The sequence below is a fragment of the Bryocella sp. genome (assembly GCF_058498515.1).
Window position 1 is genome coordinate 396,002 of record NZ_JBMHYI010000047.1, and the last position, 16,510, is coordinate 412,511.

At 63.7% G+C, this 16,510-nt stretch carries 11 protein-coding genes; 6 read left to right on the forward strand and 5 right to left on the reverse strand.

Features of this window, described 5'->3' with window-relative positions:
* Nucleotides 1–72 precede the first annotated feature (72 nt).
* The 3 genes from AC5E6W_RS15005 to AC5E6W_RS15015 are packed head-to-tail and all read left to right on the forward strand — an operon-like array spanning nt 73 to nt 4,053.
* The gene (locus AC5E6W_RS15005) at nt 73–852 is read left to right on the forward strand and encodes an electron transfer flavoprotein subunit beta/FixA family protein (RefSeq protein ID WP_491753125.1); all 780 of its coding nucleotides are present in this window, start codon (nt 73–75) and stop codon (nt 850–852) included.
* Nucleotides 849–1,796 carry an electron transfer flavoprotein subunit alpha/FixB family protein gene (locus AC5E6W_RS15010; RefSeq protein WP_491753126.1) on the forward strand — a complete coding sequence of 316 codons (948 nt, stop codon included), beginning with the start codon at nt 849–851 and terminating at the stop codon, nt 1,794–1,796. Before AC5E6W_RS15005 ends, AC5E6W_RS15010 begins: the two co-directional genes overlap by 4 nt.
* Nucleotides 1,797–1,824: 28 nt before the next feature.
* Nucleotides 1,825–4,053 (forward strand): (Fe-S)-binding protein, encoded by a 2,229-nt coding sequence (locus AC5E6W_RS15015; RefSeq protein WP_491753127.1) that lies wholly within the window; start codon nt 1,825–1,827, stop codon nt 4,051–4,053.
* Nucleotides 4,054–4,056: 3 nt separating this feature from the next.
* Here the strand turns inward: AC5E6W_RS15015 and AC5E6W_RS15020 are convergent, their stop codons facing one another.
* From AC5E6W_RS15020 to AC5E6W_RS15030, 3 genes are all read right to left on the reverse strand, one after another.
* Nucleotides 4,057–6,345 carry a tetratricopeptide repeat protein gene (locus tag AC5E6W_RS15020; RefSeq protein WP_491753128.1) on the reverse strand — a complete coding sequence of 763 codons (2,289 nt, stop codon included), beginning with the start codon at nt 6,343–6,345 and terminating at the stop codon, nt 4,057–4,059.
* A 72-nt stretch (nt 6,346–6,417) separates the two neighbouring features.
* On the reverse strand, nt 6,418–7,683 hold the full coding sequence (locus tag AC5E6W_RS15025) for an MFS transporter (protein WP_491753129.1): 1,266 nt from the start codon (nt 7,681–7,683) through the stop codon (nt 6,418–6,420).
* A gap of 45 nt (nt 7,684–7,728) precedes the next feature.
* A complete protein-coding gene (locus AC5E6W_RS15030) occupies nt 7,729–9,036 on the reverse strand; it encodes an aminotransferase family protein (RefSeq protein ID WP_491753130.1) in 1,308 nt (435 codons plus the stop codon).
* A gap of 323 nt (nt 9,037–9,359) precedes the next feature.
* On the opposite strand from AC5E6W_RS15030, the gene AC5E6W_RS15035 reads away from it, so the two are divergent.
* Nucleotides 9,360–10,364 carry a zinc-binding alcohol dehydrogenase family protein gene (locus AC5E6W_RS15035; RefSeq protein WP_491753131.1) on the forward strand — a complete coding sequence of 335 codons (1,005 nt, stop codon included), beginning with the start codon at nt 9,360–9,362 and terminating at the stop codon, nt 10,362–10,364.
* 49 nt (nt 10,365–10,413) lie between these two features.
* Nucleotides 10,414–11,772, forward strand: a complete 1,359-nt coding sequence (gene fucP / locus AC5E6W_RS15040) for an L-fucose:H+ symporter permease (RefSeq protein ID WP_491753132.1) — start codon at nt 10,414–10,416, stop codon at nt 11,770–11,772.
* Between the two features lie 21 nt (nt 11,773–11,793).
* Here fucP and AC5E6W_RS15045 read toward each other — a convergent pair whose 3' ends face one another.
* Complete coding sequence (locus tag AC5E6W_RS15045; RefSeq protein WP_491753133.1) at nt 11,794–12,852, reverse strand: LacI family DNA-binding transcriptional regulator; 1,059 nt, start codon at nt 12,850–12,852, stop codon at nt 11,794–11,796.
* A gap of 115 nt (nt 12,853–12,967) precedes the next feature.
* Nucleotides 12,968–13,342 (reverse strand): L-rhamnose mutarotase, encoded by a 375-nt coding sequence (locus tag AC5E6W_RS15050; RefSeq protein ID WP_491753134.1) that lies wholly within the window; start codon nt 13,340–13,342, stop codon nt 12,968–12,970.
* A 368-nt stretch (nt 13,343–13,710) separates the two neighbouring features.
* On the opposite strand from AC5E6W_RS15050, the gene AC5E6W_RS15055 reads away from it, so the two are divergent.
* Nucleotides 13,711–16,440, forward strand: a complete 2,730-nt coding sequence (locus AC5E6W_RS15055; protein WP_491753135.1) for a TonB-dependent receptor — start codon at nt 13,711–13,713, stop codon at nt 16,438–16,440.
* Nucleotides 16,441–16,510 lie beyond the last annotated feature (70 nt).

Below are 16,510 nucleotides of genomic sequence, written 5' to 3' on the forward strand. Positions count from 1 at the left end.
CAACCGCACACGCAAGTTCGCGCGTCCAACGGTGGGCGCTGTACAGTTCCATCGAAGCTGAGGAGTGGCAGGATGCGGATTCTCGCGATCGTGGCGCAGGTGCCTGGAGCGGAGGAGCGGCTGAAGGTAGCCGAGGGCAGGGTGGACCTGGGCGCCAGCAAGCTCGTGCTGGACACCATGGATGAGTATGGCGTGGAGGAGGCGCTGCGCCTGCGCGAAGCCGGGGTTGGCGGTGACACGCCCGCGGAGATTGTCGTGCTGGGGATTGGCCCAGCTCGGGTGGAGGAGGCTCTGCGCAATGCGCTTGCGCTGGGAGCGGATCGGGCCGTACTGGTCGAGGCTGGACAATCCGATGCTCTGCTCGATGTGCTTGCGCTGAGCAAGGTCATTGCCGATGTGGCGAGGGCAGAGCAGGTGGATCTGGTGCTGTGCGGTGCGCAGCAGGCTGACTCCGACAGCCACGCCCTGGGAGCGGCTGTTGCCGAAAGGCTCGGCTGGGCTCAAGTGACATGGGTGACTACGCTGAAGCTCGAGGGCACGACGTTGATCGGGAAGCATGATGTCGACGACGGCGTGGAGAGCTTCGCGTTGGAGCTGCCTGCCGTGGTGACAGCGCAACAAGGGCTGAACGATCCGCGCTATCCCACGCTGCCGAACATCATGAAGTCGCGAAAGAAGGAACTGCGCAGGGAGTCGCTGGCGAGCTTCAGCGTTGCACCCAAGCTCAGGACTGTGAAGCAGGGGATGCAGACGCGCGAGCGGCTTCATCGGATGATTCCGGGTGCGGACCCGCAGGTGGCTGCGGCAGAACTGCTGCGCGCGCTGCGCGAAGACGCGAAGGTGATCGCATGATTCTCGTCGTGGTGGAGTATGCAGATGGCAAGGTCAGTAAGTCCACGCGCGAGTTGATCGCTGCGGCGCGGGCGAGCGGTGTCGATGGACCCGTCGCGGCGCTGGTGCTGGGCAGCGGGGTTGGAGCTGTCGCGAATGAGGCGGCCACGCTCGTGGAACAGGTGCTGGTGGCGGACCGTGTGGAGCTTGCGACGTACGATGCTGAGCTGTGGTCGGCGGCCGTCGCGCAGATTGCGAGCGAGGGAGAGGCCGCGCTGGTGCTCATCGCGGCGAGCCGCAGTGGGCGCGAATATTCGCCGCGCGTGGCTGTGAGGCTGGAGGCTCCGCTGATCGAGGACGCGGCAAGCCTGGAGCACACAGGGGGCGTGGTTCGAGCAACGCGTTACGGCTTCCTGAGCCGCGTGACCGAGACGGTGGAGACCGATGCGGCCGTGGTGATAGCGACGATCAAGCCTGGCGCGTTTGCTCCCGCCGAAGCTTTGCCTGAGATGGGGGAGCAGTTCGATGTGGAGCTTGAGCTTCCGGCGCGCCGGCTTCAGGTTACAGATCGGCAGTCGGCGCGAAGCGGGCGTGTGCCGTTGGGCGAGGCGGATATCGTGGTCTCGGGTGGACGCGGCGTGGGCAGTGCGGAGGGCTTCGTGCGGCTGGTGGAGGGGCTCGCCGACAAGCTGCATGCGGCAGTGGGAGCGACGAGGGCCGTGGTGGACGCGGGCTGGCGGCCTTATGCCGAGCAGGTGGGGCAGACGGGAGTCACGGTGCAGCCGAAACTGTACATCGCAGTCGGGATCTCCGGAGCCGTGCAGCACCTGAGCGGCATGAACAAGGCGCGCACAATCGTTGCGATCAACAAGGATGCGGATGCTCCGATTTTCACCGTTGCAGACTATGGCATTGTGGGCGATGCCGATGCGATCGTCGAGGCACTGAAGAGTGAGTTAGGGTGATCGCGTACACCATTGTGCTTGAGGTTCCATGCTTCCTTTCGGCCAACGCGTCGCGTTCCTGATCTTTGCGGTGCTGTGCCTTGCCGTGGCGTTGCCGCAGTTCGCGCGGCTGGTGCGCATGCTCCGGCGTGGGCAGCCGGATCGTGATACGCGCCTGAACCATCTTCCTTGGCGCATCGCTGGCGCGCTTTGGCTCACGATCACGCAGCAGAGGGCCTTCAAGCGACGTCCGTGGATTTCGTTCTTCCACTCGCTGATTTTCTATGGGTTCGTCGCGTACATCCTGGTGAACGCGGTCGACGCACTGGAGGGTTATACGGCGTGGCGCGTGAGCTCCACCACGATGCCTGGAGCGGTATACAACTTGCTCGCCGATGTTCTGAGTGCTCTGGTGCTCGTCGGCGTGATCGCGCTAGTGTTGCGGCGATTCCTGTTGCCCTCGCGGAGGGACTTTCGCTTCAATGTACGCACGTTGCTGCATGAGGATCTGCGCAAGGGTGCGGTGCGGCGCGACTCTCTAGTCGTCTCTGCGTTCATCCTGTTCCATGTTGGAAGCAGAGCCGTGGGAGCGGCGGCAAAACTTGCGATGCGTGGCCGAGATCCGGCGCAGCCATTCGCGTCGTTCTTAGCTCATGGCATTCCTGTCGCGCAGGCACATGGGGCGGCGATCTTCGGCTATTGGGGAGCGCTGGGCAGCGTGCTCGCATTCCTCGCATACTTCCCTCGCACCAAGCACCTGCACCTGCTGATGACGCCGATCAAGTATGCGGTCGCGCGTGAAGAACGCAGCGGTGTGTTGCCTGCGATGGAGCTTGACGTCGCCGCTGACGATGCGAATGCAGAACTTAGACTTGGAGCCGAACGGCTCGAAGACCTTGCCTGGCCTCGGCTGGTTGACGCGTACGCCTGTATCCAGTGCAACCGCTGCCAGGACGCTTGCCCTGCGACCACGACGGGGAAGGCGCTGAGTCCTTCGGCGCTGGAGATCAATAAGCGACTGGAGTTGAATGCGCTCGCTCACGCCAGTAACGAGTTCGAACATGGAGGACCTAGCCCGCGGCCGTTGTTGCAGTTTGCGCTTTCCGCTGAGGCTGCGTGGGCATGCACGACGTGCGGAGCGTGCCTCGACGTATGCCCCGTTGGGGATGAGCCGATGCTGGACATCATTGATGTGCGGCGACAGCAGGTGATGATGGAGGGAAAATTCCCGGCGCAGCTGCAGGGCGCGTTCCGCGGCATGGAGCGTGCGGGCAGTCCCTGGGGCATTGCGCGCGAACAGCGCATGGAGTGGGCGAAGGGGCTTGACGTGCCAACGATTGAGCAGAGGCCTGACGCCGAGTTCTTGTACTGGGTGGGATGTGCGGCGAGCTACGATCCGCAGGCGCAGAAGACGGCGCGAGCGTTTGTGCAGCTGCTGCTGACCGCCGGAGTGGACTTCGCTGTGCTGGGCAAGCGTGAGTGCTGCACCGGTGACAGCGCTCGACGCGCGGGCAATGAGTACCTGTGGCGGCAGCTCGCGGAGGAGAACATACGGATGCTGGACGCGGCACGGCCTACGCGCGGGAAACAGCGGATTGTGGTGACATGCCCGCATTGCCTCAACTCGCTGGGGCAGGAGTACAAGCAGCTGGGTGGCGTGTATGAGGTGGTGCATCACACGGAGCTGCTGGCATCCCTAGTGGCGGAGGGTAAGTTGCGGCCACGTGCGGCGGCAGCCCCACTGGCGTTCCATGATCCCTGCTATCTGGGCCGCCACAATGGTGTGTACGACGCTCCGCGCGAGGTGCTGCATGTGCTTTCGAACGATGTGCGCGAGATGCCGCGGTCACGGGAGAACTCCTTCTGCTGCGGGGCCGGTGGAGCGCAGTTCTGGAAGGAAGAGGAGCCGTGCGACGAATCGATCGCGACGAATCGGCTGCGCGAGGCGAAGAGTGTGCTGCAGGGCGGCGACGCGACGCTCGTGGTGGGATGCCCGTTCTGCAAGAGCATGCTGGCGAGCTCGGCGGGCGAGGCGATGCCGGTGCGGGATGTGGCGGAGCTGCTGTGGGATGCCGTTCGGCCTGAAGAAACGTCGACCGTCGATCGTGTTCCTACGGGCGACATGACGCCTGTGCTTGCTGATGCTCCTGCTGCCGAGGCGTTGCAGGACTCGGAAACGCATATGCTGGCCAGCAACGCGACGGCAGAGATGTCGCCCGCATCGCTGCCAGCCGCTCCTGCAGCTCGCAAAAAGTGGGCGCCAAAGAAGAGTGAGTAGCAGCTACTTCTTTGCAGCGATGTCGCGCTGCTGCAATGCCCAGGCGAGGTTGTTGTGGGCGATCTCGAGCCCTGGCTTGAGGGCGATGGCCTTCTCGGCCGCGGCGATTGCGGCGTTCCAGTGGTGCTGCGCCGATTCCGCGGCGGCGACGTTGTTCCAGGCCTCAGCAGAATTGGGATCGAGGGCGACTGCCTTCCGGGCTGCTGTAGCACTGTTGCGATAGTCAGCGGCGCGATAGAGCTCTAACGATTGCTGGATGAGCGCGGAGACACGGTGCGCCTGCGGCGAAGTATGCGCTGCGGCTTCCCACTGTGACGTATACGCACGGAGATTGTTCTGCGCGATGAGCAGCTGGGGATTTAGCGCGAGAGCGGTCTTCTCGTCTTCGATTGCCTGATCCCACTGGCCGAGTGCGGCCTGGGAGGCTCCGATGTTGTTCCAGGCTTCGGCTGAGTTTGCGTCTAGCGCGAGGGCGGAGCGGGCCTGCGCGATGCTCTGCTGATATTGACCCGCGCTATAGGACGCCAGCGAAGCGTTGATGAGGCCATCGCGCCGCATGCGATTGAGAGCGGGACCGCCGTTGAGAATGAGTTGCGCCTGGGCATCATCGGGGATGAGATGAAGGGTTTCGCGCGCCAGGTCGCGGGCGGCATCGAGCTGGCCCTGCTCGACCTCGGCCTGTAGCAGGAGGTCGCGTCCCAGCGCGCGTGTCGGGTTGAGCTGCACGGCCGTTGCGGCCTGCGCCGCGGCTTCGTCGACGCGGCTATGCACTAGGAGCCAACGTGCGTAGAAAGAGTGCACGCGGTCATCGGCTGGAGCGAGCAGCAACGCGCGCTGGAAGTGCTGCTCCGGAGATTGGGTAAGCGCAGCGTTACCTTCGTCGGCGACCACACCGCTGGCCACACCGAGGTTGAGCTCGAGGTCGGGATAGTTGGGCGTGAAGGCGAGTGCGCGCTGGAAGTAGACGAGCGCCGCGCCGGGCCGGCCGCTGTTGAGCAGCGTCGTGCCGTACATCATGAGGCCGCGGCCGTTGCGCGGGCACTTGACTACGTCGTCGGCCCATAGCGTCTCTTCGCTGCGCCAGACTTCGTTGCGGACGTGAGCGCCCCAGGCGTAGGCGCCTAGCGCGAGCAGTGTCGCTGCGGTTGTAACGCGAATCGCGGACTTGCGCGCTGAGGGTGAGACGCGTTGGAGGACGCGCTTGTAGGCGAGGTGCAGCGACCACACGACCGCGAGCATGAGTCCAGGGAAGGAAAAGAACATGCGATGGTCGTTCTCCACCTCGCTGAGGGCGTAGAGCGACGTGGGCAGTTGGGTGAGCAGGAACCATGCGAGGCCGAAGGCGATGGGGTAGAGGATCTTCTTCCTGGAGCAGAGCGCGATGAGGGCGAGCAGGAGACCGGCGAAGAGGAGACCTGCAGCGGCTGCGGGGGTGATCGAGGTGAAGCGGCGCAGGTCGGTGTCGGCGTTGAGGTGCAGGGGCAGGAAGAGCTGGCCCGCATAACGCAGCCAGACGTAGGGCTGCGTGAGGCGGTAGGTCCATGCGGGGAGATCGGTGGGCGTGTAGGTACGCGGGGTCATTGCCGCGTTGAGAGCGAGCAGCACGGCGGCGGTTGCGAATGCAGGCCATGTAGCGAAGGCCGATCTCTTCCAGCGGGTCGTCGAGGGTGCAGCGGGGTCGGTCTCGAAGTAGAAGACGTAAAGAACAAGAAGAAAGGGGAAAGCGATCGCGGGCGGCTTGGAGAGCATTGCTAATACGAATGGAAGGAGATAGATGCAAGTCCAACGCAGATGCCGCCAGCGTGCGAAGACGTACAGGGCGGAGATACAGCCGAGCGTGCAGTAGAGGTCGCCACGCTGGATGATGTAGTTCACCGTCTCGGCCATGGCAGGATGCAGGCCGAACCATGCGGTGATGCCGAGCGCAAGCCAGCGGTTCGCGTGGCTGGGTTCGATGCCATTGAGCAGTAACTCAAAGGAGCGGTCGAGGACGATCAGCAGCACACCAAACCACAGGAGCGTGCTGAGGTGGAACCACAGGGTGTTGTAGCCACGGGCTATCGCATAGTCCACTGCGAGCGAGACGCTGACGACGGGCCTCCAGGTGCGATTCGGGGGCAGCACGCTGAAGGCGGTTGCGTCGGTGAGGAGGCGCGGCAGGTTGCGCAACGAGCGGATGGCTGGGTTCTCGACGATGGTGTGGTAGTCGTCGAAATGGAAGCTGTTGTGCAACGAGTTGGCGTAGACCAGAGCTACGGCCAGCAGCAACAGGGCCAGGGGAAGGTGGCGCATACGGCTCATCGGGGAGTCACCTTGTGATTAGGGCAGCTTGACGAACATCGTAGCGCGGAGGACGTGCAACAACTAAGCGCGCGGGGTCTGGACGGCGATGACGCGGGTGCGCCACAGATAGAGGTAGCAGCAGCCACCCAGGGCCGTGATGCAGCCGCAGAGCCCGAAGGCCGCGTTGAAGCTGTGCGTGTAGTCGAGGATGGCGCCAGTGAGCAGCGGAGCGAGGCTGCCGAAGACCTGGCTGCCGAAGTTCTGGATCGACGAGACGGTCGCGACGATGGGCTGGGGGCTTACCGACTGCGCGTATCCCCAGGCCGAGTTGCCGGCGAACTGCAGGAAGAACATGGCCAGCATGATGAGGGCGATGGCGTCGACGTGGCTGTGAGCGTGCGAGACCAGAAGGGTCATGACAGCCGAGGCGAAGAGGCCGCCCATGGCGAACAGGACATGCACTCGCGGCGCGGGAGCACCGTTGCGCACCAGCCGGTCGGCCAGCCAACCATCGGTGTGCATGCCGATGGTGGCAGCGATGTAGGGCAGCGCGGCGATCCAGCCGGTGTGCGCCACGCTGATGCCGCGACCGTTCTCGAGATACGAGGGCAGCCATGCGATGTAGAACCATGCGGTGTAATTTACGCCCGAGAAGCCGGCCATCATGAGCCAGATGACGGGGTCCGCGAAGAAGCGCGACCACTGGCCAAGGGAGAGCGGTTCCGCGCGAGGGGCGACGTAACCGGCTTCCCCTACGGGCTTACGACCGCGCAAGAGCACAAACCAGATGAGGGAGAGCAGCAGGCCGGCGGCTCCGGTGAGTGCGAACATGGTCCGCCAGCCATAGTGGAGCATGATGACCGTGAGCAGAGGGGGCGCGATGGCCTGCCCGATCATCGCGGAGGAGTTGACCAGCGCCAGGGCGCGCGCGCGGAGCGAGGCGGCCAGCTCGGAGTGGATGAGCTGGATAGACGCTGGGTAATACGGCGCCTCGCCGATCCCCAGGACGATACGCAGGCCGAAGAAGCCGACGAGGGTCTGCACGCGGGCAACGAGCAGCTGGGCGAACGACCACAGCGTGAGTCCGATACCGAGCACCATGCGCGTGCCGAAGCGATCCGACAACGGGCCGATGGGGAGCTGCGCCATTCCGTAGGCAAAAGAGAAGATCGAGAGCAGAGCGCCCATGCGGGTCTCGCTGACGCCGAGTACGGCCTTCACGGGGCCGTGTGCAATCGAGAGCGAGACGCGATCGACGTAGTTAAGGCAGCCTGCGAAGACCAGCAACAGCAGGGCCAGGGCAGTCTGTGGTGCGACTCGGTTGCGTGGGCTCGTCACTGTGGCCATGCATGGAACAGTATGCATGGCCCTGGTGTGGTTTGCGCGGAGAAGCTAGGCCAGCCGCCTGGACACAGCATCGAGGCTGGTCAAGATGCGCTCGACGTAGAAGCTCAGTTCCTGCCGGGTGATGACAAATGCGGGCGAGAATTGCAGCGAATGACCGAGCAGGTTGCGGGTCATCACCTCGTTCTTGCGGGCCTCCCAGAGAACCTGGTCGACGACGTTGGGCACGCGCTTGCGGACGTCCTCGGCGATCTCAATCGCGGCGAGCAGGCCCGCGGTGCGGATCTCTTTGACCATAGCGTGGCGACGGAGCGGCTCGAAGATCTCCAGCATCGCCTTGGCAGCCTCGGCGCCGCGGCTGAGAACGTGCTCGGTCTCCATGATTTCCAGGTTCTTGAGGCCGACGGCGCAGGCGGTGGCATGGCCGGAGTACGTGTAGCCGTGGCGCAGCACGCCGGCTTTGCCACTGTAGAACGGCTCCTGCACGCGCTCATTGCAGAGCACCACGCCCAGCGGCTGATAGCCGGAGGTGACGGCCTTGGCTCCGGTGATGATGTCCGGCTGGACGCCGTAGTGGGCACTGCCGAACCACTCACCGAGGCGGCCAAAGCCGGTGATGACCTCATCGCAGACGAGCAGCACATTGTACTCGCGACAGAGGCGCTCGACTTCAGGCCAGTAGCCTTCGACGGGAGGATAGACTCCGCCGGCCCCTCGGATAGGCTCGCCGAAGAAGGCGGCGATCTCGTGCCCACGCTCGGCGAAAAGCTTCTCCAGGTCAGCGGTCGAGTCCGCGGCGACGACGTGGACGTCTTCGATCAGCGGGCCATAGCCCTCGCGGTTGGCGGGGATGCCGGCGATCGACGTGCCGAAGCCCGCGATGCCGTGGTAGGCCATGCCGCGGCTGACGATGACGCGCTTTTCCGGCTTGCCAAGGATGTTCCAGTAGCGACGTGCGATCTTCGCGGCTGTGTCGATGGATTCCGAGCCACCACTGGTGAGGAAGACCGCGGTGTTGGGCATGGGGCTCAGTGAGGCGACGCGCTCGGCGAGTTCCAGCGTGGTGTTGGTGGTCATGTCACCGAAGGTGGAGTAGGTCGCGAGCTTGCGCATCTGCGCGGCGGCAGCTTCGGCGAGCTCCTCACGGCCCCAGCCGAGGGCGCAGTACCAGAGGCCCGCGGTGGAATCGAGATAGCGGCGGCCCTCGGTATCCCAGATCCACACGCCCTGGCCACGTTCCAGCACGACGCGCGTCTGCGGGACCTTGCTCATGTCAGCGAAGGCATGCCAGAGGTGGCTGGGCTCGGAGGCGCTGGAGATGATGGGGGTGAGCTCGGGGAGAAGGGCGGTGCTCATGCTGAGGCCTCGGGGAATGTGGGGTTGAGGAGCGCCGCGGGCGGCCGCAGGCTGTCGACAGATGTAAGTCTATGGCGGCGGCGAGACCGTCACAAGGCGCAACGCGCCTGAGTATGCAGGCCGGAGCGGGTGAAGCAGATCCCCTGCGGGGATGACAGAAAAAACTGCAAAGACGGAGACGCTGGCGGGAACTGCGGCGGTTACTGAAGAGGAGCCTTTGACAGCGGCTGGCTGCGGGAACTAGGGTGAGTTGCAGTTACGCGTACAGGTAGCGCTACAGTTTTTGCGAGAGCGAGGACACAAGGGCGCACCGGGGAGTGGATGTGAAGGCGTTTCAACTGCAGGGACCGGGTGAGGCCGCAGTCGTGGAAGTTCCCGAACAGGAGCCGCAGCCAGGCGATGTGCTGCTGAAGATCGAGCTGGTGGGCATGTGCGGCACGGACCTTTCGAGCTTCCGTGGAGCGAATGCGATGCTGACTTTTCCGCGCGTTCCGGGACATGAGATTGCAGCGGTCGTCGTCGAGGGCGCGGAGGATCTGCCCGCGGGCACGAAGGTGACGCTTTCGCCCTACACCAGCTGCGGACTTTGCTCGAGCTGCCTGAAGGGCCGGCCTAACGCATGCAAGAGCAATCAGACACTGGGTGTGCAACGCGAGGGCGCGATGCGCGAGTACCTGCGCGTGCCGCGGGAGAAGATCTACACGGCGAATCTTGCTCCGCGGGAGCTTGCTCTGGTGGAGCCGCTGACCGTGGGCATGCACGCGGTGGCTCGTGGCCGCGTGACGGCAAAGGACAAGGTCGCGGTGTTCGGCTGCGGCGGTGTGGGGCTGGGGGCGATCGCGGGTGCGGCGTTTCGCGGCGCGGAGGTGATCGCGATCGACATGGACGACCGCAAGCTGGAAATTGCGCAGAAGGCGGGAGCGAAGCACCTGATCCACTCGAAGACCGAAGACCTGCATGGGCGGCTGAGCGAGATTACTGGAGGCTATGGACCGGATGTGATGATCGAGGCCATTGGCCTGCCGTTGACCTTTCGCGCCGCGGTCGAAGAAGTGGCCTTCGCGGGGCGCGTGGTGTACATCGGCTACGCGAAGGAGCCGGTGAGCTACGAGACGCGGTTGTTCGTACAGAAGGAGCTGGACATCCTGGGCAGCCGCAACGCGCTGCCGGAGGACTTTCGCGAGGTGATTCGGCTGCTTGAGGCAGGTCACTTCCCGGTGGACGATGCGATCAGCGCGGTGGTGCCGCTGGAACAAGCGGCGGAGTACCTTGCCGACTGGAGCGCGCACCCACACAAGTACACCAAGATCATGGTCGCGTTCGCGTGACACTCAGGGCGACGTTGTATAACGGCAGGGCCATGAGGATGCCTTTGCGATGAGCGTTCCAACCATTCCGACCACGTCCAGCAGGCCGTCGCACGGCCGCGGAGCTGGCGGTTCGCTGTTTCCCAGCACACACCTGGTCGCGTTCCTGCTGACCACGTCGATCTTCTTTGTGTGGGGGATGTCGAACAACCTCACGGACATCCTGGTGCAGCAGTTCCGCAAGTCGTTCGAGCTGACGAATGTGGAAGCGCAGCTGGTGCAGACGGCGATCTTTGCGGCGTACTTTGTGATGGCGACACCGGCGGCGCTGATGCTGCGGCGGTTCGGCTACAAGACGGGGCTGGTCGTGGGGCTGGTGACGTTTGCCGTCGGGACGCTCTCGTTTCTTCCCGCCGCGGCGATTGGGCGCTACACGCCGTTCCTGATCGCTCTGTTTGTCACCGGCTGCGGGCAGGCGTTTCTCGAGACGGCGGCGAACCCGCTCATCGCGCAGTTCGGCGACCCGGCAACCAGTGAGCGACGGCTGAACTTCTCGCAGGCGTTCAATCCTCCGGGAACCGTCACCGGTGTGCTCATCGGAACGTGGTTCATCTTCTCGGGCGTCGAGAAGACCCCGGCGGAAGTGGCGGGCATGAAGGCGCAAGGCACCTATGCGGCTTATCTGCACAGCGAGACGATGCGGGTGGTTCCGACCTATGTGGCGATGGGCTGCATCGTGCTGCTGCTGGCGGTGCTGATTGCGCGAGCGAAGTTTCCGGCCAGTGTGGATGAGAAGCTGCTCGACGAGAAGGCCAGTGCGGGGGCTTATGGCCGGCTGCTGCGCAACAAGGGACTGATGTTCGCGGTGGTCGCACAGTTTTTCTATGTGGGCTCGCAGATCAGCACGTGGAGCAACCTGATCTTCTACCTGCGGCGTTATACGACGCTGACCGACAAGGGCGCGGGGTACTTCCTTACCGGGACACTGATTGCGCTGATGGTGGGCCGCATCGTCTCGGTGCCGCTGATGCGGCTGGTCGCACCTTCGCGGCTGATTGGGATCTACGCGGTGATCAACTGCGGGCTGGTGGCGGTGGGGATGTTCCACCCAGGCATGGCGGGCAGCATCGCGCTGCTGGCGACGAGCTTTTTCATGTCGGTGATGTTCCCGACGATCTTCGCGCTGGGTGTGAAGGGCCTGGGCGAGGACACGAAGATCGCCGGCAGCTTCCTGGTGATGGCGATCCTGGGAGGCGCGATCTTTCCACCGCTGCTGAGCTGGATTGGTAAGGAGCTGGGCAGCCTGGCGTTGGGGTACGTGCTGCCGGGAATCGGCTACGTGGTGGTGGCGGTGTATGCGTGGATGGCGCCGCGACTGTCACCGCCGGTGGGCGCGGATACCGTGGATCGGACGCCGATTTATCCGTAGCTTGTGCTGTTTCGTACGGAGTTAGTTCTTCGCAGCCTTCTTCGCTGGCTTCTTGATCTCGCCGCGATCGGTAGAGGCCCGCTGAACGAGGCCGCCTTGCAGCACCACGCGTTTAATCCCTGTGGGCTTTGAGCCTTCGGGAGCCTCGATGAGTTCGAGGATGAGCTTGGCGGTGCGCCGGCCAATCTCATTGCTGCGCTGGTCGACGCTGGAGAGCGGGACGCGGATGAGGCGGTTGGAGTGCAGGTTGCCGCAGCCGATCACCGCGAGGTCCTTCGGCACATTGATGCCCTGGGCGACAGCCTCGAGGATGGCGCCCGAGGCGATGACGTCGTTGAAGCAGAAGATGCCGTCGGGCGGACGCTTGAGCGCGAGCAGCGTGCGCAGCGCCTGGATGCCGTGTTCGTCGCCTTCGACGTCACCGGTGCCGGCCTTGATGATGTACTCCGGCGGCACGGCGAGGTCATGCTTGCGCATGGTGTCGAGGAAGCCCTTGAGGCGGCGATTGCCGGGGCTGGTGTCCGGGCCCTGGATGTGGGCGATGCGCTTGCAGCCGATCTCGATGAGGTGCTCGGTGGCGGTCTTGCCGGCGTTGTAGTCGTCGGAGCCGACGAAGTGCGCGTCAAAGTTGTCGAAGTAACGATCGAGCAGGATGAGCGGCGTGCCGCTCTGCTGGATGGGTCCTAGCGCGTCCGGCGAATTCTGGGAGCTGGCCACGACGAGTGCGTCGAGCCGGTGGGCCATCATGTGCTCGATCTCTTTCCGCTCCAGGTCGGGGTCTTCTTCCGAGGAGGAGATGATGACGAAGTAGCCTCGCTCGCGCAACACAGCGGAGAGGCCCTTCGCGACATCCGCGAAGAAGGGATGCATGAGGTCCGGCACCACGAAGCCGACCAGCATGGAGCGTCCGGTGACGAGCGAACGGGCAGCCAGGTTGGGGCGATAGCCGAGCTCGCGCACGCGAGCGGCGACGCGCTCGCGGGTCTTGAGGCTGATGTCGGGGTGATTGCGGAGGGCCTTGGAGACGGTGACCAGCGAGATGCCGAGGTCGTCCGCAATGTCCTTCATCTTCACTGCCATATGCGGCCACTATACACAATCGTTTGATGAGTCCGCGCGCCGTTCCGGAGTGCGGTTTGCGCAGGAATCGGCGCTATCGCTGATATGTTTTTCGAGCAGCCGGGAAGCGCGCGCGTTACTGCAGAGATGGCTGCTCAGTGAGTTGTTGCTCTGGTTGGCCCTCAAGCTGAAAGATGAGTTCCATGGGACGCCACTTCACTCCAGGCTCGCTGTCCGGCAGCGCCTGCTGAAAGCGCCACATCAGATCTTCCCAGCGCCGCACGGCGGGGTTGGCCGCATCCATGGCAGCCTTGCGCTCGAAGCTGAAGGTCTCGTCCGTCTCCATGATCATGAAGAGCCGATTGCCGGTGAGATAGATCTGCATAGAGAGGACGCCCGCGGCGAGGATGCTTTGCTCGATTTCGGGCCAGACCTGTTCGTGATAGCGGCAGTACTCGGCGATGAGAGCGGGGTCGTCCTTGAGATCCAGCGCCTGGCAGTATCGAGTCATGCGTTCCAATTCCCGGGGATAGCTTCGCGCGCTTACCTGTGGCTAAACGAACGCTGCGGTACCGTTCGCCGCCGCCAAGGTGCGCGGGATGATGTCCAGAGTAACCGCTAAAGGTTCCGCTTAGCAACGCGCTCCCGCACTCTCCCGGAATCACCTGCTTCCCAGTCAAGCCCAGACCCGACACGAAGATGCGGGAACCGCATTGCGTGTTGCCGCGTACCTCAACGTGCGAGCTGAAGGTCCTGGAGCGGATTTCGCTGCGCACTCATGGGGAGTGCGCGGCAACGACCCAACTCGCCCCAAAACCCATGACCAACATTCTCTGTGCCTCTCGTTGGCTTGTACTGTTACCCGCCCTGTGCGGTGCGATGACAGCACAGGCTCAGTCCGCCCCGCAGTCTCGCTGCACCGTGTTGAGCGGCACGGTACGCGATACTACCGAGGCTTTGATTCCGGGCGCGGCGCTTACGCTGGATGGCCAGGAGGCCATCACGAGCAGCGCCGATGGCCTCTTCCGGTTTCCCTGCGTGAGTGTGGGGCATCACACCCTTGCCATCACGAGCGATGGTTTCGCCGCGAAGAAGATGGACGTGAGCGCACCGCATGTTGCTGCGCTCAATGTCGTGCTTTCGCTGGAGCAGGTGGAGATACAGCTCGATGTGGATGTGAGCGCGTCCGCGGCGACGAGCGCAAACACGAGCGGGCCCACACAGACGATCTCCGGAGACAGGCTGCAGACGCTTGCGGATGATCCTGATGATCTGCAGCGCGAACTGACGCAGCTTGCCGCGGCGGCGGGTGGTAATCCCTCGAACGCAACGATCGCGGTCGACGGTTTTCAGGATTCAAGCGCGCTGCCGCCGAAGAGCTCCATCGCATACATCGTGGTGAACCCCGATCAATTCTCCGCGCAGTATCGCGAGCCGCCGTTCGAGGGCGGACGCGTGGAGGTTTACACCAAACCTGGAGCAAAGACGTATCACGGTGCGCTGTTCGCCGTGAATGGAAGCCCATGGATGAATGCGCGCGACCCGTTCTCCGTGAGCAAAGCGTCGATCGGTAAGCAGCGTTATGGCTTCGAGCTCAGTGGACCGGTGACGCAGAAGGGAAGCGACTTCGCTATCACGCTGGAGCATCGTTCCATCGACAACTTTGCTGTCGTCAACGCAGCGACGCTCGACAGCAGCGGCAACCTGACATCGACGGTCGCGAACGTCGCGACGCCGCAGCGGTTGTGGCTCGCCACAGCGCGCTATGACCTGCAGCTCGGAGCGAAGAACACCTTCATCGCCACCTATAGCGCGAACGTGAACCACCTGGTGAACCAGGGAGTGGGTGGAAGCACGCTGCAGGAGGGCGCCTACGATGCGGAGAAGTACGAGCATATGTTTCGCGTGAGCGATGTAACGATGTTCAACGCGCACCTGATGCATGAGGCGCGGGCGAGTTTTCGCTGGTACGGCACTCTCGACACGGCGGTTTCAAACGATCCGCAGGTGCAGGTGGCGGGTGCGTTCACTGGAGGGGGTTCAACGCTTGGCCCGCAGCAGATTCGCGAGTTTCAACTCGAGTATGACGACGATGCGATCCTGACGACGAAGGCGCATACCTTCAAGTTCGGCACACAGCTGTTCGAGTACGTGGAGCGCCGCCAGCTGACGCAGAGCTTCAACGGGAGCTACATCTTCGGCGGCGGTACCGCTCCAGTGCTCGATGCCAGCAACCAGCCAATCGCTGGGCAGACGGAGACCATCACGGGCATTGAGCAGTATCGACGGGCGCTGCTGGGGTACGCCGGTGGCCAACCGACTGCGTATAGCGCGGTGACGGGGACGCCGACGGTGAACTTCAACCAGATGCAGGATGCGCTGTTCTTCCAGGATGACTGGAACGTCGGGCATGGCCTGCACGCGGCGTACGGCATTCGGTATTACATCCAGAACGATCCAACGTTTGTTGGCTCGCTGGTGCCGCGGCTCGGTTTGCTGTGGTCGCCGACGAAGAAGGGTACGTGGACGCTGCATGCGCACTGGGGCATGTTCTCCGGGCGAGAGGGTGTGAGCTCGGAGGCTGAGATGCTGCGAGAGGACGGGGTGCATCGTGTGACCAGCACGGTCTACAACCCAACGTGCACGGGTGTGTTTGTAGCGAACTCCTGCCAGCCGCTGGCGACGGGAACCGTGATCACGAGCCGGCGGGAGTGGGGACCGCATCTGGGCGCGCAGACGTGGGCGGCCGCAAACTTCGGCGGAACACGCACGCTGCCGTTGGGGTTCAATCTCTCGCTGGACTATTACCAGGCGCGCATGTGGGACATGATGCGGAGCAAGAACATCAACGCTCCGCTGAATGGCCTGCCGACAGGACCGCGACCGGGTGCAGCCAATACCAATGTTTATCGGGCTGAGAACAGCGCACAGGGCGGTGGTGACGCAGTGTTCGGCGGGCTGGAGAATCACAAGTTCAAGCGCGTGCAGTTCTTTGTCGGCGGTGTGCGCGTTAACCTGATCGACGACAATAACGACGACACCTTCTTCACGCCCCAGAATGCCAACAGCGATGCAGGTGAGTTCGGCCGACGGCTCAACCAGGGCGAGTGGAACGTCTTTGGGAATGGCACGATCACGCTGCCAGAGAAGGTGCAGGTGAGCCTGAACTACTCCGGGCAGGGCGGAGGAGTATTCAACGTAACGACGGGCTTCGACAACAATGGCGATGGCGTCTTCAACGATCGCCCGCAGTATGCGGTGGCCGGAACGCCGTTGTGCTCGGCGAATGCGAATGCTTCCCCTTGCAGCTACGCCTCGCCATGGGGCGAGCTAGTCGCCTCGGGTGGCACAGGGGTGTTTCCTCGCGACAAGGGCGTGATGCCGTGGACGAACTATCTCGACGCCAACGTGCAACGGACGTTCAAGCTTTCGCGGAATGCGAAGGCGGATCATCCGCAGAGTGTGACGCTGAATGTGCGGTCGTCCAATGTCCTGAACCATCAGAATGTGACCAGCGTGGGAGGGGTGCTGGGTTCGCCGCAGTTCGGCGTGGCGTATGCGGCGGATCCTGGGCGGCGCGTTGAAGCAGGGGTGCGCTATAGCTTCTAGTGCAGCCCCAACGAATGCGACCGCCCCTGAACGGATCGGCGAGAATCGCCGAAGCGTGATCAGGGGCGTT